21 protein-coding genes, 1 pseudogene and 1 riboswitch are annotated in these 18,093 nt (G+C 62.2%); of the genes and pseudogenes, 9 read left to right on the top strand and 13 right to left on the bottom strand.

Annotated elements, in window-relative coordinates:
- Window positions 1-3: 3 nt before the first annotated feature.
- Window positions 4-933 carry an NAD(P)-dependent oxidoreductase gene (locus tag RE432_RS12425; protein ID WP_310934219.1) on the bottom strand — a complete coding sequence of 310 codons (930 nt, stop codon included), beginning with the start codon at window positions 931-933 and terminating at the stop codon, window positions 4-6.
- Window positions 930-1,670, bottom strand: coding sequence for a FadR/GntR family transcriptional regulator (locus RE432_RS12420; protein WP_310933718.1), 741 nt, complete (start codon window positions 1,668-1,670; stop codon window positions 930-932). Before RE432_RS12420 ends, RE432_RS12425 begins: the two co-directional genes overlap by 4 nt.
- A 94-nt stretch (window positions 1,671-1,764) precedes the next feature.
- Window positions 1,765-1,874, top strand: a riboswitch (TPP riboswitch).
- Window positions 1,875-1,966: 92 nt separating this feature from the next.
- Between RE432_RS12420 and RE432_RS12415 the strand changes: the two genes are divergently transcribed.
- Window positions 1,967-3,409 (top strand): sodium:solute symporter family protein, encoded by a 1,443-nt coding sequence (locus RE432_RS12415; RefSeq protein WP_310933717.1) that lies wholly within the window; start codon window positions 1,967-1,969, stop codon window positions 3,407-3,409.
- 5 nt (window positions 3,410-3,414) lie between these two features.
- Here the strand turns inward: RE432_RS12415 and RE432_RS12410 are convergent, their stop codons facing one another.
- The 5 genes and pseudogenes from RE432_RS12410 to RE432_RS12390 form a co-directional block, all read right to left on the bottom strand.
- Complete coding sequence (locus RE432_RS12410; protein ID WP_310933716.1) at window positions 3,415-3,825, bottom strand: flagellar protein FlhE; 411 nt, start codon at window positions 3,823-3,825, stop codon at window positions 3,415-3,417.
- A gap of 415 nt (window positions 3,826-4,240) precedes the next feature.
- Window positions 4,241-5,413, bottom strand: a complete 1,173-nt coding sequence (locus tag RE432_RS12405) for a PDDEXK nuclease domain-containing protein (protein ID WP_310933715.1) — start codon at window positions 5,411-5,413, stop codon at window positions 4,241-4,243.
- Window positions 5,410-5,643, bottom strand: a pseudogene (locus tag RE432_RS12400) (tyrosine-type recombinase/integrase); the annotation flags it as partial. The pseudogene RE432_RS12400 and the gene RE432_RS12405, both read right to left, overlap by 4 nt.
- Before the next feature lie 124 nt (window positions 5,644-5,767).
- Window positions 5,768-5,932, bottom strand: coding sequence for a DUF1328 domain-containing protein (locus tag RE432_RS12395; RefSeq protein WP_264132051.1), 165 nt, complete (start codon window positions 5,930-5,932; stop codon window positions 5,768-5,770).
- Window positions 5,933-5,994: 62 nt separating this feature from the next.
- Window positions 5,995-6,195: a CsbD family protein gene (locus RE432_RS12390; RefSeq protein ID WP_310933714.1), complete on the bottom strand. Its 201-nt coding sequence runs from the start codon at window positions 6,193-6,195 to the stop codon at window positions 5,995-5,997.
- A 288-nt stretch (window positions 6,196-6,483) separates the two neighbouring features.
- Between RE432_RS12390 and RE432_RS12385 the strand changes: the two genes are divergently transcribed.
- The 5 genes from RE432_RS12385 (at window position 6,484) to RE432_RS12365 (ending at window position 10,850) form a co-directional block, all read left to right on the top strand.
- Complete coding sequence (locus RE432_RS12385) at window positions 6,484-7,632, top strand: YbfB/YjiJ family MFS transporter (RefSeq protein ID WP_310933713.1); 1,149 nt, start codon at window positions 6,484-6,486, stop codon at window positions 7,630-7,632.
- Window positions 7,633-7,721: 89 nt separating this feature from the next.
- Window positions 7,722-7,991 (top strand): DUF2249 domain-containing protein, encoded by a 270-nt coding sequence (locus tag RE432_RS12380; protein WP_409079852.1) that lies wholly within the window; start codon window positions 7,722-7,724, stop codon window positions 7,989-7,991.
- Window positions 7,992-8,166: 175 nt separating this feature from the next.
- Window positions 8,167-9,867 (top strand): ribonucleoside triphosphate reductase, encoded by a 1,701-nt coding sequence (locus tag RE432_RS12375; protein ID WP_310933711.1) that lies wholly within the window; start codon window positions 8,167-8,169, stop codon window positions 9,865-9,867.
- A 52-nt stretch (window positions 9,868-9,919) separates the two neighbouring features.
- Complete coding sequence (nrdD, locus tag RE432_RS12370; protein ID WP_310933710.1) at window positions 9,920-10,108, top strand: anaerobic ribonucleoside-triphosphate reductase; 189 nt, start codon at window positions 9,920-9,922, stop codon at window positions 10,106-10,108.
- 7 nt (window positions 10,109-10,115) lie between these two features.
- Window positions 10,116-10,850, top strand: a complete 735-nt coding sequence (locus tag RE432_RS12365; RefSeq protein WP_310934218.1) for an anaerobic ribonucleoside-triphosphate reductase activating protein — start codon at window positions 10,116-10,118, stop codon at window positions 10,848-10,850.
- Here the strand turns inward: RE432_RS12365 and RE432_RS12360 are convergent.
- From RE432_RS12360 to RE432_RS12340, 5 genes are read right to left on the bottom strand one after another with little or no spacing between them, the layout of a single operon-like run.
- Window positions 10,831-11,322, bottom strand: coding sequence for an SCP2 sterol-binding domain-containing protein (locus RE432_RS12360; RefSeq protein ID WP_310933709.1), 492 nt, complete (start codon window positions 11,320-11,322; stop codon window positions 10,831-10,833). The two genes, RE432_RS12365 and RE432_RS12360, sit on opposite strands and share 20 nt — an antisense overlap.
- A 26-nt stretch (window positions 11,323-11,348) precedes the next feature.
- Window positions 11,349-11,966, bottom strand: a complete 618-nt coding sequence (trhA, locus tag RE432_RS12355; RefSeq protein WP_310933708.1) for a PAQR family membrane homeostasis protein TrhA — start codon at window positions 11,964-11,966, stop codon at window positions 11,349-11,351.
- A gap of 14 nt (window positions 11,967-11,980) precedes the next feature.
- Window positions 11,981-12,868 (bottom strand): U32 family peptidase, encoded by an 888-nt coding sequence (locus tag RE432_RS12350; protein ID WP_310933707.1) that lies wholly within the window; start codon window positions 12,866-12,868, stop codon window positions 11,981-11,983.
- A 58-nt stretch (window positions 12,869-12,926) separates the two neighbouring features.
- A complete protein-coding gene (locus tag RE432_RS12345) occupies window positions 12,927-13,976 on the bottom strand; it encodes a peptidase U32 family protein (RefSeq protein ID WP_310933706.1) in 1,050 nt (349 codons plus the stop codon).
- Window positions 13,977-14,001: 25 nt separating this feature from the next.
- Window positions 14,002-15,216 (bottom strand): nitronate monooxygenase family protein, encoded by a 1,215-nt coding sequence (locus tag RE432_RS12340; RefSeq protein ID WP_310933705.1) that lies wholly within the window; start codon window positions 15,214-15,216, stop codon window positions 14,002-14,004.
- Window positions 15,217-15,385: 169 nt separating this feature from the next.
- Here RE432_RS12340 and RE432_RS12335 point away from each other — a divergent pair, with 169 nt between their 5' ends.
- Together RE432_RS12335 and RE432_RS12330 are read left to right on the top strand one after the other, a co-directional pair.
- Window positions 15,386-15,619 (top strand): DUF2249 domain-containing protein, encoded by a 234-nt coding sequence (locus tag RE432_RS12335; protein ID WP_310933704.1) that lies wholly within the window; start codon window positions 15,386-15,388, stop codon window positions 15,617-15,619.
- Window positions 15,619-16,944 carry a hypothetical protein gene (locus RE432_RS12330; protein WP_310933703.1) on the top strand — a complete coding sequence of 442 codons (1,326 nt, stop codon included), beginning with the start codon at window positions 15,619-15,621 and terminating at the stop codon, window positions 16,942-16,944. The genes RE432_RS12335 and RE432_RS12330 overlap by 1 nt, the downstream gene beginning before the upstream one ends.
- 1 nt (window position 16,945) lies before the next feature.
- Here RE432_RS12330 and RE432_RS12325 read toward each other — a convergent pair whose 3' ends face one another.
- Window positions 16,946-17,626 (bottom strand): Crp/Fnr family transcriptional regulator, encoded by a 681-nt coding sequence (locus RE432_RS12325; protein WP_310933702.1) that lies wholly within the window; start codon window positions 17,624-17,626, stop codon window positions 16,946-16,948.
- A 52-nt stretch (window positions 17,627-17,678) separates the two neighbouring features.
- Here RE432_RS12325 and RE432_RS12320 point away from each other — a divergent pair, with 52 nt between their 5' ends.
- On the top strand, window positions 17,679-18,083 hold the full coding sequence (locus tag RE432_RS12320; RefSeq protein WP_409079851.1) for a YbaN family protein: 405 nt from the start codon (window positions 17,679-17,681) through the stop codon (window positions 18,081-18,083).
- Window positions 18,084-18,093: the final 10 nt, after the last annotated feature.

Genomic DNA, 18,093 nt, shown 5'->3' with positions numbered 1-18,093 from the left:
TGTTTAATATCGGACCTGGTTGGCCATGCGGTCGTAGACGGCAAACAGGGCCTGATTGCCGTTGGACCCTTCGCCATGGACACGCGCGTCCAGATATTGCGTGGCGACCAGCGAAGTGGCCGGCAAAGGCACCGAAAGATCAAACGCCAGTTCCTGCACCAGCTTCAGGTCCTTGAGCATGAGGTCAATGCGGAAACCGGCCTTGGCATCGCGCTGTATCATCGACGGGCCCAGCTTGTCGAGCATCCACGACGCGGCCGACCCGCCCATCAGCACTTCGCGCATCACATCCAGGTCGACACCCGAGGCCCGCCCCAGGGCAAGCGCCTCGCAGATCGCCTGAATATTGATGCCGCAAATCAGCTGATTGCACAGTTTCAGCGTTTGGCCCGCGCCGCTCTGGCCCACATGGGTAATCGTGGTGCCCATCGCCTGCAGCACCGGCTTGGCCAGGTCGAAGGCCTGGACATCGCCCCCCGCCATGATGGTCAACGAGGCGCTTTGGGCCCCCACCGGCCCGCCGGATACGGGCGCATCCAGGAAGTAGACGCCCCGATCGGCCAGTTCGCCGCCCAACTGCCGCGCCACCACGGGCGAAATGGTGCTCATGTCGATGATCAGCCGCTGAGCGGGCGGGTGCGCCAGCAAGCCGTCCGCCCCATGGATGACGGACTGCACGTCCGGACTGTTGGGCAGCATGAGGATGACGGCATCCGATGCCTCGCCCAGTTGCGCAATGCTGTCCGCAGCGCGCGCGCCCGCATCCACCGCCCGCTGGACGGCCTCGGGCGCCAGATCGTGCACCAGCAAGTCAAAGCCCGCGGCGAGCAGATTGGCAGCCATGTGCTGCCCCATCGTACCCAGCCCGATAAATCCTATTTTCTTGATCATGAGAGTCTCCTTGGCATGGCCCGCAAGCCGCTGCCGGCTTATCGCAATGCCGTTGCGTAGGTGGCCTGGTAGCGCCGCTCGTCGCCGATCTGGAAATGGATGCGCAACTGCTCATCCGCGCTTTCCGCATCGCGTTCGGCCAGCGCACGGAATATTTTCCGGTGGTCGTCGATGATCTGTGGCTTGAGCGCCGGATCGGTCTGGACCACGGCGCGCCGCTCTTTGTGCAGGCGGATAAACAGCGGCCGCATGGCCGTATACATGCTGATCAGGGTGTCCGACTTGCTGGCGCGCACGATGGCCGAATGAAACTCGAAGTCGGCATCCCCGCCCTCGTCGGGCGAATCAATGGTTTCCTTGATCCGGAGCAGCGCCTGGCTGACTTCTTCCAGGTCCTTGGGCGTGATCCGCTGGCAGGCAAGGCGGATGGCCTGGCACTCGATCGCCACGCGCGCCTGCATGATGTCTTCAATGACACCGCCATCCTGGGCCAGGGTAAAGGCAAAGATATCGCCCAGCACCGACACGTCGGGCTTCTTCACAAAGGTTCCGACACGCTCGCGGATATCGACCACGCCGACCATGGCCAGGGCGCGCAGGGCCTCGCGCACCACCGGCCTGCTGACCTCGAGCTGTTCGGCAAGCTCACGTTCAGGCAGCAGCAGGTCGCCCGGCCGCAGCGCGCCGCCCAGCAGCTTTTCGCGCAGGAACAGGAATACCTTTTCGTATCCCTGCTTTGTCTCCTGTGGACGAACGATCCGTTCCAGTTTTGTTGTCATGCCTGTGGTTTTACCACAGGCCAATCCAGGCCACCCATCATGGAAAACCCCATGCCTTTCGTTGACAAGCCCTGCACCGCGCTTTAAGCTTGCCAGCTGTTCCTGGGGGAGCCCTATGCTGGGCTGAGATTCCGCACATTGCCGCGGTAACCCTTTGAACCTGATCCGGGTCATGCCGGCGAAGGGAAGGAAGCGCCGCACATCATCCCTTTTCCCGCCACGACCTTTTTTGCGCCGCCGCCCGCCGGCGGCGCCAGGCTCGTTTGTTCCGGCAGGCCGGACGCGTAGGGGAAAAAATGCTTTCAAGCTCTTCGGCCGTGCTTTGGCTATTGCTGTTCTCGGCGGGTTTCGCCCTATCGGGCATGCTCTACGCCCGGCATGAACGCAGCAGCCTGGAAGACTATGTCGTTGCCCGCAACAGCCAAAGTACCGTGGCGACGATCCTGACCCTGCTGGCCACGTCGCTGGGCGCCTGGATTCTGTTCGCACCGGCCCAGGCCGCTACCTGGGGCGGCCTGGCGGCAGTCATCGGCTACGGCCTGGGCGCCGCCTCGCCGCGCTGGCTGATGATTCCGCTGGGCCGGCGCATGCGCGAACTGATCCCGCAGGGGCACACCCTGACGGAATTCGTCATCATGCGGTATGGCAGAGGCATGTACGGCCTGGTGCTGATCATCATGATGTTCTACATGTTCATTACCTTGGCCGCCGAAATCACGGCCATCGCCAAATTGGTCACGCTGCTGGCCCCGGTTCCGCTATGGGTGACGGCCGCCATCGTCATGGGAGCGACCCTGCTCTACACTTCATACGGCGGGCTGCGCGCATCGATTTTTACCGACAAGGTGCAAATGGCCGTCATCGTGCCGCTGCTGATCGTGCTGCTCGTACTAGGCTGGCATGCCGTCGGCGGCTTCGGGCCCGCGCTGGCCGGGCTGCAAGACAAGGCGCCGCAGTTGATCAGCCTGACCGATCCGGTCGGCATCAAGGCGGGCCTGACGTTTTTCGTGGCGATCCTGCTGACCGGCCTGTTCCACCAGGGCAACTGGCAGCGCGTCTATTCCGCACGCGACACCCGGACCATGCGCCGCGGCTTCCTGCTGGGCGGCCTGTTCGCCGGCCCTTTTATTTTTGTCATGGGCCTGTTCGGGCTTGCCTTTGTCGGGCTGGGACATACCGGCGACAGCTCGGTGGCCTTGTTCAGCGTGCTGCTGCCTCATATTCCCGGCTGGTTTGCCATTGCCCTGATTCCCCTGGGCCTGGCCCTGGTCATGAGCACGGCCGATACCACCATCAGCGCGGTATCGAGCCTGATCGCGGTGGATGTGCGCCGCCTGACGCCGAGCATCAGGAAAACGACCCTGATGGCGCTGTCCCGCTGGCTGATCTTCCTGTTGGCGATTCCCGTCATGATCGTGGCCGCCCAGGGCTATAGCGTGCTCTACCTGTTCTTGCTGGCCGACCTGTTCTGCTCTGCGGCCGCCTTCCCGGTATTTTTCGGCCTGTTCAATCGCCGCTATGGCGGCGCCACCGCCATCGTCAGCACGCTATGCGGGCTGGTGGCCGGCATTCTGCTCTTCCCCGGGCCGGGCGACAAACCCGAATATCTGCTTGAATCCTTCCTGCTGGCGGCACTGGTCCCCGCCGTGGTCACGGCCCTGATGCTGCGCTTCAAGTCCCCGCAACCGCATTTCGATTTTGCTGCGCTGAATACCGCCGTACGCAGCCTGGATGAGTAAACCGGCTATCGGTCGTACCAGACAATGACATTGCCCTTGACGAACAGCGGCCCGGGCAGCGGCCCTTTGCCCCACACGGTGTGGACCAGGTAAATGGGCTTGCCCGCATCCAGGCCATTGAATGCCCGGGTGTTCAGGCTCTGGCCGGTCATGGGTACGCAGCGTTCGGTGCCATTCCAGCAGACGCGCGTCTGTACCCTGGCCTGGCCTTGGTAGTCGCGGCTGGCCTGCACGGCGGTGATCCGCCCGCCGGATGCCGAAGCGCCTTGCGCCGGCGTGCCGGCTGCCGACCCGGCAGGCGCATACATCGTCGCGGCGTCGCTGCCCGCGTAGTTGATGGCGGCGCTGACCTTGGCCTGCGTCCACGTATGTGCCCCAGCCAGCGCCGCCAACGGACAGACCGCCAGCAGGATCATGGCTGGCCCCCTCACGGAAAACAGTCGGCTAGGCAAAAACAAGGTGATATCCACGTACAGGAAAAGGCCGTAAATACTTCAGGGCATTGACGTCAAGAAGCGGGCAAGCTCGCCCGCATGGGTTCAAGCATAACAAATAAACGCCCCCACGCTGCGCAGGCTTTCGCCCGCTTGCTGCCCCCCGAGGGGGCGCTTTTTGCCTTGGGGGCGGCCCGGCGGCAAAAAAAGCCCCCACGCTGCGCAGGCTCGCGCCTGCTTGCTGTCCACCTCGCGGCCTGCAGGCCGCTCCGATTCGCCAGGCACAGAACAGTCCGCAGGGACTGTCCTGTGTCCGGGCTCATCCCCCAAGGGGGCGCTTTTGCCTTGGGGGCGGGCCGGCGGCAAAAATGGTCCAGTATCAAGCCTTTCGTGCAAATCACGCGGGGCTTGAAACCGTATACGGTGCCAGTGCTCCGCGAGATTCGAGCAGGCGCCGCGTGTTCTGCAGCTCTTTTTGCAGCAGCTCCGCATCCGGCAGCACCATCCGGTAGTTCGCTGCCATCACCTTGGTCGGCAAGCCGTCCAGCGCATACCGTGCCAGTGCATGTCCCTTATCAGTACACAGGATCAGGCCCACCGGCGGATTCTCATCCGGGTAAGCCCAATGCTCCTTGGCATAGTTGCAGTACATGTGCATCTGCCCCACATCGGCATGGGTCAGGCTGCCTAGCTTCAGGTCGATGATGACCAGACAGCGCAGCTTGCGATGGAAGAACAACAGGTCCACCCGATACCAGGTCTGGTCGATGCGCAACCGGCGCTGCCGGCCGACGAAGGTGAAACCTTCACCCAGTTCCAGCAGGAAGTCTTCCAGCCGCTGAATCAAGGCCTCTTCCAGGTCGGATTCCGAATACTCGTCCTTGAGGTCGAGGAACTCCAGCACGTACGGGTCTTTGATGGCGTCGTCGGGCGTGACGGTATCCTCGGGCTTAGACACCGAACCCTTGACCAACATCGCCGCCTTGTCCTTGGACAAGGCTATGCGTTCGTAGAACTGACTTCCAATTTGCCGGTCGAGTTGTCGCACGCTCCAGCCACCACGCAGCGCCTCGGCCTCATAGAACTGGCGTGCATGGTCATCCTTGACCGACAGCAGCCGAACGTAGGCTGACCACGGCAAAGTGAAGACCTGAGACAGTTCTGAGAGGTCGAATTTCCGAGACACAGTCTCGGAGTTCCCTACGGGCAGCCCTTCTCCAGATTTCCGAGACAGTGTCTCGGAAATTGCCGCTACGGGGTATGCAATGAAGAAGCGCCGCATGTTTTCCAGGTTATCCGGGCTGAACCCCCGCCCGAATCGCGCTGTCAGGTCAGCGGACAACCGCGCCATCAACTGCTCGCCGTAACCAGCCCGCCGCCTGCCTTTCTGCTCGGCTTCGACGATCCGGCGGCCAATCTCCCAATAGCAGGCCGTCATCAGCGCGTTGACACTGCGCGCCGCTGCCCGGCGCGCGGCATCCAGCAGTTCCACGATGCCGCCATGTATGCCGACATAGCCAGCCAGTAAGGCGGCAGATTTCCCCGCCACCGTAGGCTTCTTCCTTATCATGCAGTCATCTCCATAGAACGGGGTACTCCGGTAATCGCCAGCCGCCGATCCGCCAACGGCTCAGCCGCATCCCGCGCTCGCTTGTCCTCGGTATGAACATAGTGCATAAACATCGCCACGGTCTTGTGGCCCGTGAGCTTCATGTCCACCTTGGTTGGTACGCCTGCGTTGGCAATGTCGGCCGTTGCGCAGTGGCGGATGTCATGCGTGCCAACGTGCAGCACTGAAGCATGAACACCGTGCGACCCGCTGGGGTGATCTTGCATGGGAAGCCGCCGCAAAAAAAAGGCCCGCCTGCCAAGAAGGCGGGCGGGCCCAACACCTGATGTCAATCAGGCAGCACTGGCCTTTACTTCATCGTCGCCGGAACAAGCCGTTAAGCAGCGCCAGGACGGCGAGGACGATAAAAATGAAAAACAGTATTTGCGCAATCGATGCCGCGCCGGCGGCGATACCGCCGAACCCGAGTACCGCGGCAATGATGGCAATCACAAAAAAGACAACGGCGTAATAAAGCATGGTTTTCCCCTTATCTATTTCTATTCTTCGTGCACTGCATGTCTTCTATGCGGCCAGGCCGGCTAGCGGTTGTTGTCGAAGAATTCCTTGACTTCGCGTTCCGCCTCTTCGCGGGTGCGGCCATATTTTTCCTGAACCAGGCCGGTCAGGCGCTCTGCGCTGCCTTCGACTTTGGCCAGATCATCATCGGTCAGATCGCCCCACGCAATCTTGGCTTTACCTGCGAGCTGTTTCCATTGGCCTTCTAGAGTATCTTTATTCATGATTACCTCCTTGAAAAATCACCTTTACCCTAACGCGTTACGCTGCGGCGCGTCCATGGCAAGTACGAATAAATGTAACTGCGGATGGCCTGCGGCTCTGTGGCGTCACGCCTTTCCGCTGCAACATTCACTTATCAAATCGGGCAGCGCTGTAACAGATGTTCGCGCGGCAAAGCCGGGACGGCGCAGCGAACCGCAGCCGCATCCCCGTCCGGCGGACGCCTTCGGGTGCAGCCGCCCCTGTTATGATCGGCCGGATACAAAAACGACGAGACAAGGCGGCAGCACATGAAACCGGCGCTGATATCCTGGGCACTTTCGGGCGGAGCCGCCGTGTCGGTGGGCTTCGCGCGGTTTGGCTATGCATTGATTCTGCCCGCCATGCAAACCGACCTGGGCCTGAACTACGCCCAGGCGGGCTGGCTGAACACGGCCAATGCGCTGGGATATCTGCTGGGCGCCCTGCTGACGCTATTGTGCGTATCGCGATGGGGCAACCGCCGGCTCTTTGTGGCGGGCCTTGCGCTGACCACGGCGGCCTTGCTGGCCAGCGGCATGACCCACCACTTTCATCTGATCACCCTGTTCCGCTTCCTGGCCGGCTTCGGCGCGGCCGGCGCATTCATCTGCGGCGGCGTCCTGTCGGGCGTGGTGGGCACGCATGCCATCGTCATCTTCTTCAGCGGCGGGGGCGTAGGCATGCTGGCGACCGGCGCGCTCTTGCCCTGGCTGTTCGATGCCGCCGGGCCTGCAGCCTGGACCTGGGCCTGGATCGCCTGCGCCGCCATCTGCGCTCCCTTGTCCTGGGCAGCGATCGCCGCCATGCGCGGCATTGCCGAGCCCTCGACCCCAGGCATGCGCGCGCCGTGGCCCTGGCGTCCCTGCCTACCCGAGTTCACTGCCTATTTCCTGTTCGGACTGGGCTACATCGCCTACATGACCTTCATCGTCGCCTGGCTGCGCAAGGCGCTCGCGCCGGCCATATCGGTCGCCGCCACGACATCCATCATGTGGAGTCTGCTGGGCGTGATGACGTTGCTGGCGCCCCTGATCTGGCGGCCCGTCTTCAATGGCCGGCGCAACGGCTGGCCCATGGCGGCGTCCATGACGGTGCTGGCCGTCGGCGCGGCGCTGCCCTTGGCCTTTCCCACCCTAGCCGGGCTATGGCTATCGGCCGCGCTGGTCGGGTCCAGCGTATTCATGGTGCCTTCGGCCGCCACCGCGTTTGTCAAAACCAATCTGCCCAGGCCGGCCTGGGGCAGCGCCCTGGCCGTAGCGACCAGCCTGTTTGCACTGGGACAAACCATCGGCCCCGTTGCAGCCGGTTGGCTCAGCGACCTGACGGGTTCGCTGTCCATGGGGCTGGCCGCGTCCGCCGCAGTCCTGGTCATCGGCGCGCTCATCGCCATGACCCAAAAACCGCTGGAAAGCCAATGATTTCAACCTTATTCGCAATGTGGTTCTGACCGGAAATCAGACCGGCGCTCCCTATAATCAAGCCACGATTTTTTTACTCTTACAAGGATATGATCGTGTCTAGTGCTTCTTCCATCCCGCAGTTTTCCGACGCCGTTTACCCATTCGATGCGCGCGGTGTCGCCAAGCGGTTCCGGCATGCCGCCATCTTCGGCGCGCTATCGGCCCTGCAGCCCGGCGAAACCATGCGTTTTTGCAATGATCACGACCCCCTGCCTTTACTGCAGCAATTGCAGGGGCACTTCGGCGACCAGATCCAGATTGAATACGTCGCCCGCCTGCCCGGAGAAATCGTCATCGATTTCCAGATCGTGGCCTGAAAAATCCCCGCCTGCTTCCTGCGCGCCCTGTTCCTGGCAACGGACAGGGCGCTTTTCTTTGTCCATTCTTAGCCTATATCAAGCTAATGCCAATTATTCCCGGCATTTGCTTGACCCTACTACATATAGTCAATAATCTTCGTTTCACCACAACATATAGTGATACGGAGTTTTCATGGCACACATCGACGTCGCCTCTTCGATTAACGAATACCTTGATCAAGTGGACTGGCGCGTCAACGCCAATGCCAATCAGGGCTACTCGCTGGGCGGCCTGATACTGAACGTCTCGGGCAAAGTCATTGCCAATTATTGGCTAGACGAAGTGTATCCGGAAGCGGTCGGCAAAGCGCATCGCGACGCCGACCTTCACCTTCATGACCTGGACATGCTGTCGGGCTATTGCGCCGGCTGGTCGCTGCGGACCCTGCTGAACGAAGGCCTGAACGGCATTCCGGGCAAAGTGGAGTCCTGCGCGCCCAAGCACATGTCCAGCGCCGTGGGCCAGATCGTGAACTTCCTGGGCACCCTGCAAAACGAATGGGCCGGTGCGCAAGCCTTCAGCTCTTTCGACACCTATATGGCGCCCTTCGTCCGCAAGGACGCCCTGAGCTATACCGAGGTCAAGCAGTACATCCAGGAGCTGATCTACAACCTGAACGTCCCCTCGCGCTGGGGCACGCAAACGCCGTTCACTAACCTGACCTTCGACTGGGTCTGCCCAGAGGATCTGCGCGAACAGGTGCCGCTGATCGGCGGCCAGGAAATGCCCTTTCGCTACGGCGACCTGCAGGCCGAGATGGACATGATCAACCGCGCCTACATCGAGATCATGATGGCGGGCGATGCAAAAGGGCGCGTGTTCACCTTTCCCATCCCGACCTACAACATCACCGAGGATTTCGACTGGCACAGTCCCAATGCCGAACTGCTGTTCGAGATGACGGCCCGCTATGGCCTGCCGTACTTCCAGAACTTCATCAATTCCGAACTCAAGCCCAACATGATCCGGTCCATGTGCTGCCGGCTGCAGCTGGATCTGCGCGAGCTGCTCAAGCGCGGCAACGGCCTGTTCGGGTCCGCCGAGCAGACCGGGTCGCTGGGCGTGGTGACGATCAACTGCGCCCGGCTGGGCTACCTGCATGCGGGCGACGAAACCGCGCTGTTCAAGCGCCTGGACGAACTGCTGGAACTGGGCAAGACCAGCCTTGAACTGAAGCGCGAGGTCATCCAGCGCCTGATGGATAACGGCCTGTTCCCCTACACCCGGCGCTACCTGGGCACGCTGCGCAATCACTTTTCGACATTGGGTGTGAACGGGATCAACGAAATGCTGCGCAACTTCACCCGCGGCAAGCATGACATCACTACTGCCGAAGGCCACGCGCTGGCCATTCGCCTGCTGGATCACGTTCGGGCCCGCATGCTGGCATTCCAGGAAGAAACCGGCCATATGTACAACCTGGAAGCGACGCCGGCCGAAGGCACCACGTATCGTTTCGCCAAGGAAGACCGCAAGCGCTACCCCAACATCCTGCAGGCCGGCACGCCGGACATGCCCTATTACACCAACTCGTCGCAACTGCCGGTGGGCTTTACCGACGACCCGTTCGAGGCGCTGGAGCGGCAGGACGACCTGCAGCGCAAATACACCGGCGGCACCGTCCTGCACTTGTACATGACCGAGCCGCTGTCCAGCGCGCAGGCGTGCCGCACGCTGGTGCAGCGCGCCCTGGGCCGCTTTCATCTGCCCTACATCACCGTCACCCCCACTTTTTCCATCTGCCCGGTGCACGGATATCTGGGGGGCAGCCACAAGTTTTGTCCCAAGTGCGACGAGGAAATCGTCGCACGCAAGCAGCGCGCAGCGGCCTGATGCCGGCTCGCGCATTCATTTCTGTTTTCTACCCTCAACAAGGAGCACACTCATGAGCACACCCAACACAGCCACCACGCAAACCGCCATCACCCTGACCGACGAGGAACGCCAGCCTTGCGAAATCTGGACGCGCGTCATGGGTTACCACCGCCCGATGTCGTCGTTCAACATCGGCAAAAAAGGCGAATTCCACGAGCGCAAGTATTTCAGCGAGCAAGGAGCCCGGCTTGCCGCCTGACACGCCCATGCCGCAGGATGTGGTGCAAGCTATCGGCGGGCGGCCCCGCCGCCTGAAGGTGGGCGGCATCACGCCGTTCACCGCCACCGACTACCCCGGGCAGCTGTCCACGGTCATTTTTGTACAGGGCTGCCCCTGGCGCTGCGGCTACTGCCACAACCCGCATCTTCAGGCGCGCACGCCGCATAGCCCGATTCCCTGGGACGAGGTGCTGGCCCTGCTGGAAAGAAGGCGCGGCCTGGTCGATGCCGTAGTGTTCAGCGGCGGCGAGCCCACCATGGACCCTGGCTTGGCCAGCGCCATCGGCGCAGTGCGCGCCCTGGGCTTCAAGATAGGGCTGCACAGCGGCGGCACGCACCCGGAGCGCCTGAAAAGCGTCTTGCCCATGCTGGACTGGGTGGGCTTCGATGTCAAAACCTTGTTCGGCAATTACGCGCGCGTCACCAAAGTGGCGGGCAGCGGCGGCCCGGCCCTGGCCGGCTTGCAGGCGATACTGGCCAGCGGGGTCGATTACGAATGCCGTACGACCCTGCATCCTGCTTTGCTGCCGGAAGCGGACATCATCCAATTGGCGCAGACGCTGGCCGATCTGCAGGTAAAAAGCTATGCCCTGCAAGTCTTTCGCGAACAGGGCTGCAGCGATGCGGCCCTGAATGCGTCGATGGAGCAAGGCTACCCCAGCGCCGCGCTGGTCGAGCGCGTGTCGAGCCTGTTTCCCGCCTTTACCCTGCGGCGCGGTTGACGCGCGATTTCCTGAGCGTCGACAGGCGCCCGAACACTTTGACGGGCGCCAGTTGATCAGGCGAGAACAGGGCCATATCCAGCGCATCCAGCGTATTCTTCACCAGCAGCCCCAGTTCCGTATCGCCTTCCATCGTCAGCCGGCGGCTGAAAAACAGCGTGTCCGGATCTTCCTTGCGCTGGATCAGCAAATAAAAGTCGAGCAGATTGGCGGCGATCGTCAATGCGATGTCGCTGCCCGGCGCCACACCGGTGAACTTTCCCTTGCGCCAGACGAAGTCGAAAGCCACGCCCGCGTCGCGCGCCTGAATGCGCAAGACCCTGTTCTCCAGCATATGCAGGGTATCGGCAGGCAGATGCTGCGCGAGCGCCAGATTCAGCCCGCTGGCGAACAGGACCGAACCGGGATAGGCGGGCAGGCGCGCCAGCAGCCTGCCCAGCGAGGCGGGAAAGGAAGTACTTCCTGGGTTCACAATGAGTTCCTTGTTTTGTTTATAGATCAGGCCACATAGGTGACGACCGTGAAATAGTGGCAAGCGCTGCCGCCCATGACAAACAAATGCCAGACGCCATGCCCGTAACGCCACTTTTCGTCTGTGGCATAGAAAACAATGCCCGCGGTGTAAACCAGGCCGCCTGCAAGCAGCCAGCGGAAACCTTCCCAGCTCAGCGCATCGATCAAGGGGACGGCGGCAATCACCGCCAGCCAGCCCATGGCCACGTAAATCAGCAATGACAGGATGCGGCGACCCTTGGCCAGCCAGATTTCCTGAACGATGCCCAATAGCGCCAGGCCCCAGACAATACCGAACAAGGACCAGCCCCAGCCGCCGCGCAGGCTGACCAGCGCGAAGGGCGTGTAGCTGCCCGCGATCAGCAAATAGATGGCGCAGTGATCAAACTTGCACCAGATGCGCTTGGCGCGCCCGCGCAGGCTGTGATAAAGCGTCGAGGCCAGATACAGGCCCAGCAACATGACGCCATACACACTGAAGCTGACGATTTTCCAAGGGTCGCCCAGACGCGCGGCGATCACCACCAGCAGAATCGCGCCGGCCACGGCCAGTGCCGCGCCCACCAGATGGGTGATGCTGTTGAACCGCTCGCCTGCATACATAAGCCCGTTATCCTTTACGCCACCATCTGTTCCAGGCCCGGGCGTCCGTGCCAATAGCCGTTACAGGGCCCGGCCGGCATCAGCGGCAGCATGCTTCCGAAGGCATCGGCGGCGCCCAGTTGCCCATCCAGCACCTGGCGGAACAATTGAACAATCTCGCCCGTGTGCTGCGACTGCGGGCTGATGCGCAAGACATCCACCTGCAGTTCGCGCATGGCGTCCAGTTCGTTGATCAGGTTGTACACCAGCGCGGACTGCGTCTGGATGCCGTTCAGCACCAGAAATGGCTGGCTTTCACGCGTCTCCAGCAATAGGCCATCGGGATGATCCATGCACACATACTGGCAGTTGTCTTTGGGAATATTGCGGTGGCGCGCCGTGAAGCAGCGCGCCGAAAAAGCCAGCGGCATGCGCCCATAGGAAAAGACCTCGGTCCGCAAGCCCTGCGGCCGGTCGGCCTGCAGGCGCGCCAGCCCTTCACGCCCCATCTCCAGCGGCATCACCCAACGCTGCGCGCCCAGGCCGGAAAGCAGCTCCAGGGTGGGCCCGCTGTATACATTCAGGTAAGGGCCCGCCACAAAAGGCCTGCCATCCAGGCAATGCACCGCGCCCATGTCATTGGCCTCGATCATGAAATCCTCGTTGGCCGCAATCTTGCGCATGGTCGTCAGATCCTGGCCCGACTCCAGCAATACCTGCGTGGACAGCACGACTTCCTTGCCCGCATCGGCCAGCATCTTTGCTATCTCGAGCCAGTCGGGCAAGCGCAATTCATGCCGGCGCGAGCAGACTGTTTCACCCAAGTACACGATGTCGGCAGGCGCCTCGGTCATCGACTCATAAAACTGCATCATGGCCACACGCGACCAGTAATACTGCACAGGACCCAAAGCGATCTTCACATTTCTTCCTTCCGGCTATCCCGGCCAGGACAAGGCCTGGTTCCGGGCATCCATCGACTCATTTCCACGGGCGGTGATACGCGCCCAATGTATGCTGCTGCCCTTCCGCCACCTTGTTCAGCGCCGCCATCCACGCCGGCTTGACGGAATAGCGCTGCTGGCTGGCCCGGCACTGATCGATGGCATCGCGCCACACGCGCGTGACCTGCGCCACATAGGCCGGGCTGCGCTGGCGGCCCTCGATCTTGATGGCGCGCACGCCCATCTGCATCAGCTTGGGCAAAAGCTCCAGCGTATTCAGGCTGGTGGGTTCTTCCAGCGCGTAGTAGTTTTCATCGGCCACATCGAAGCGGCCTTTGCACAAAGTGGGATAGCCCGCATTCTCGCCATCGGCGTAGCGGTCGATCAGCACCCCGTTCAGGCGCGACTCCAGGCCTTGGCCGGTCTGCTGCCAGCGCACCGATTTGGCCGGTGAACATACCCCATGCGTATTGGGCGATTCCCCCGTCACGTACGATGACAGGGCGCAACGCCCTTCCACCATCACGCACAGGCTGCCAAAGCCGAACACCTCGATCTCGACCGGCGTGTTTTCCGTGACTTGTTCCACCTGGGCCAGGGACAGCACACGCGGCAAGACGGCGCGCACCACGCCGAAATGCTTGCGATAGAAGTTGATGGCTTCATAGTTGGTTGCCGAACCCTGCACCGACAGATGCAAACGCAGTTGCGGATAACGCTGGCTGGCGTAAAGCATCAGCCCCGGATCGGCCACAATCATGGCGTCCACCCCCGAGCCCGCCGCGCGGTCCACGGCTGCGCGCCAGGCCTGCCAGCCGGCAGGCTGCGAGTAGGTGTTCAATGCCAGGAACACCTTGCGGCCATGCTGATGCGCATAGCGTATGCCCTCGTTGATCGCCGCCTCGTCGAAATTCAGGCCCGCGAAGTTACGCGCATTGGTGGCATCGCGAAAACCCAGGTAGACGCAATCGGCGCCGTGGTCGACGGCTGACTTCAGGGCCGGCAGGCTGCCGGCGGGGCAAACCAGTTCGACGGCGGGCGCAGCACGCCCCGCCGCAGCTTGCAAATCGGAAGTTGCGTGTGTCATGACATCCAGAAAAGAAAAATGGAATCTAGGCGATCACCAGGGCCTCGTCGGCGGCACGCACCGTGGGCGCGCGTACGGCATCCATGGCGGGCCGTATCCCGGCCAGCAGCAGTTCGATCAGCTCGCGCACCGGACGAATGGCGTTGCCGAAAGGCAGCTTTTCGGAGCCCCGGAAAAACAGCCCGCGCCGGATGTCGCCCGCCAGCGCGAACGCCAGTTGGGTATCGATGCAGAACTGGCCGTGCTTGCTGATGCCGTCGCGCAAGCCGCAAGAAGCCAGGCAATCGAAGCCGACTGTGCAAGGGCGTTTCTTGGCAATGCGCTGCAGCTTCTCTTCTTTTTCCAGGTAGTTGGCCAGCCAGGGGGTACGTACCGCCCGCGCCGGCAAGCCCGCCACGCTCATGAACGTGACGATGTCTTCCGGCTTGGCTTCCACCAGCACTTTCTTGAAATTGGGATGCGCATCGCCCTCTTCCGTGACGGCAAAGGCCGAACCCAACTGCACGGCATTGGCGCCCATGCCCATCAGCCTGACCACCTGCTCGTGGCTATGGATGCCGCCCGCTGTAATCAACGGGATTTTTTCCTTTTCCAGGCCCATATCCTTGAACAGCTGCAAGGTGCCTTCCAGCACCTTGGAAAAAGCGAAATTCGGGTTGTTCAGCGCTTCGGCCGTAGGCGCGCCCAGGTGGCCGGCCGCAAAACGCGGGTTCTCGATCACAATGGCGTCGGGCAGGCGGTTCTTGCGCATCCATTTCTTCAAGATCAGGCCAATACCGCGCACATCGGACAGAATCGGGATAATGGCTGTCTTGAACCCTTCCGTCAGCTCGGGCAGATCCAGCGGCAGGCCTGCGCCCACCACGACGGCATCGGCCCCGCTTTCGCAGGACTGGCGCACATAAGAAGCGTATTCCGACACGGCCCGCATGATGTTCACGGCGATCAGCCCATTGCCCGCCGACAGCTTTCGGGCCGCGTGGATTTCGCGATCCAGCGCCACCAGGTTGGCCGAGTCGATCAACGCCTTGTTGCGCGACTTGCCGGTCTGCAGCATCAGGTCGGGATGGTGGCGGCGCAAGTCCACGCTCGATATCGTGCCCATGGCGCCATAGGACGCGACCGTTCCGGCCAAGCGATGGGCGGACACACCCACGCCCATGCCACCTTGCACGATAGGCAACAGCGACTTGCCCTTTAATTTGAGTCGGTCTAAAACGGTCTGCAACACGATGTTCATCCTTGCTGAAAAATGATTGCGCTAAAACGCAGTCATCACTATGCAGGCATCAGACCAGACATTCCTTAATAAATATCAACTTTATGTCGGTTAGGTAAATGTAGTATTGCCATGGTGCGCAACAAGGTTTCTGCCTCGGCCGGCGCACGCCTCATGTATGGTGACGACAATGGACAACGCTGATCGGGATATCTTGCTTGACGTGTGCGGCCTGGCGCCGCCCGAGCCGCTGGAGCGCGTGCTGGACGCACTGGCCGTGCTGGCGCCAGGCCATCGCCTGCGCATGCTCATCGATCGGGAGCCCCATCCGCTCTATGGCATCCTGGACCTGAACGGCTTCCGGTACCAGGCCACCGTCCGGCCTGATTACCGCTACGAAATCCTGATTTGGCATAAGCCCTGATGCAACGCGCCCTGTCGTTCAATCGATCCCCTCCTATCGATGTGCCCCTGCGGCTGCTGCTCAGCGCGCCGGTATTTGTCCTGCTGGCCGCCCTGCTGCTGCTCTGGACCGGTCCCGCAGCGCTGGTGTCGCGCTGGGCGCCGCCCACGCTGGCCATCACCCATCTGTTTACGCTGGGCGTGCTGGCCAGCGCCATGGCGGGCGCCTTGATGCAAATCCTGCCCGTGGCAACCGGCATCCAGGTCCTGGCGCCGCGCATGACCGCCGCCGCTGTCCAGGCGCTGCTCAGCGCCGGCACGCTGGCATTGGCCGGGGGATTCATCGCCGGGCCTGCCTGGCTGTTCCAGTTGGCGATAGGACTGCTGGGCGGCGCGCTGCTGTGGCTGGTCCTGGCCGCCACGGGCGGCTTGTGGCGCTACCGCAAGCTGGCGGCCAAGGGGGCCGCCGACATCCTGACCGCCACCCGCTTTGCGATGATTGCCCTGGCGGCCACGGTCATGCTGGGGACGCTGCTGGCGGCCGGGTGGGCGCAATGGCTGCCCTTTTCCAGGCACATCACCGATCTGCATGGCGCCTGGGGACTGCTGGGCTGGGTAGGCTTGCTGCTGATCGGCATGGCGTACCAGGTGATGCCCATCTTCCAGGTGACCGAGCTGTATCCCAAGCCCATCACGCGCTGGCTGACGCCGGCCATTTTCGTGCTGCTGACAGCCCATACCGTGAACCTGCTGGCCGGCAGCCCCATACAGTGGGAAACAGCGCGCGCCATTGCCGTGCTGCTGCTGGCGGCCTATACCCTGTTTGCCGCCACGACCTTTCAACTGCTCCTGACGCGCAAGCGGCCCGAAGCCGATGCCACAACGCTATTCTGGCGTACCGCCATGGTCAGCCTGGCAGCCTGTGGACCCGTATGGCTGCTGCAGATGGCCGGCTGGGGCGATTACTCGGTCACGCTGGGCGTGCTGTTCCTGGTGGGCTTCGCCTGGTCGGCCATCAACGGCATGCTGTACAAGATCATTCCCTTCCTGTTGTGGTACCACCTGCAGAAAGACCTGACCGTGGCCTTGCGGGTGGTGCCCAAAGTCAAGCAGATTATTCCCGACCGCATGGCCGCCCGGCAATTCTGGCCGCATTTGGCGGCCTTGCTGCTGCTGGCCGCGGCCAGCCTGCGCCCGCTGGCCTTCGCCCACGCGGCGGGCCTGGCCCTGGCCGTGTCGGCCGTCTGGCTGGGCTGGAATATTGCGCAGGCGCTGAGGCTGTTCCGGACGGCCCGGAAAGACATCGCCAAGGCACTGGCGGCCGCCGCGCCGGCCCCCTGGCAATGAATCAATCCTGGTAGGTGCTGAGCCCGTTCATGTCCAGAATCGTGATTTCACGCCCCTTGACGTGAATCAATTCCTGGGCGGCCAAGTCGTGCAGAATGCGTGAAAAATGCTCCGGCGTCAGGTTGAGGCGCGACGCAATGACGGTTTTGCTGGTCTCCAGCCGGAACGGCCGGCCATCTTCGCCGTGCCCGTCTTTCAGCAGATAGCCGATCACACGCTGCGTGCCCGATCGCAAGGAGTAAGCCTCGACGTCGCCCATCAGGCTGTGCAGGCGCTGGCTCAGGCCTGCCAGCATCTTCCGCGCGAAATCCGGCTGGCGGGCGAGTTCGGCGTACAGCACCGATTTGGCCACATGCAGGAGCATGGTATCGGCCAGGGCCTGCGCCGACACAATATATGCCTTGTCCAGAAACATCAGGGCTTCGCCGAAGCTGTCGCCCGGCCCGATCAGCCGCACCACTTTCTCGACGCCCGTGGGCGACACAAACATCAGCTTGATCTGGCCATACACCACGGTGTGAAAGCCCACGCAGGGTTCGCCGCGATGAAAGACGATATCGCCGCGCGCGGCCTGTACTTCCGTCGTCCCCTTGGCCAGGATGTCGAGCTCGTGCTCCGACAGTTCGTTGAACAAAGGAAGCTTTGCCAGAAAGTCCTGTACACGCATCTTGCTTGTTGCCATATTGCTAGAATCCTGTAAATGGCCTTTTTCAGGCAACTGCCCAATTGACCCTGTGATCAAAATCCTGTTCAACTTTGCCGGAACGCTGGCCCTGCTGCTGGCCATACTCGGCATATTTCTACCCCTGCTGCCCACCACGCCGTTTTTGCTGCTGGCCTCGGCCTGCTACCTGCGCGGCTCCGACCGCCTGCACCGCTGGCTGCTGGCCAACCGCGTATTCGGCCCCTATCTGGCCAACCTGCAGGCGGGCCGCGGGATTCCCCTGCGCAGCAAAATCATTGCCCTGACCGTCATGTGGGCATCGCTGGCGTTTTCAGCCTGGTACGTGCCAATAGCGTGGCTGCGGCCGCTGCTGCTGATTCCCGGCATCGGCGTCACCGTCTATCTGCTTCGCATGAAAACACTGCCCCCACAACAAGCCCTGGACAACCGTTCCCGCCGGGAACCGCCTGGTTGACCCCGGAACG

Origin of the sequence: Pusillimonas sp. SM2304, assembly GCF_031628915.1 — a bacterium.
GTDB lineage: Bacteria > Pseudomonadota > Gammaproteobacteria > Burkholderiales > Burkholderiaceae_B > Pusillimonas_C.
The sequence above is the reverse complement of the archived record's forward strand: the minus strand, read 5'-3'. Positions and strand labels throughout refer to the sequence as shown.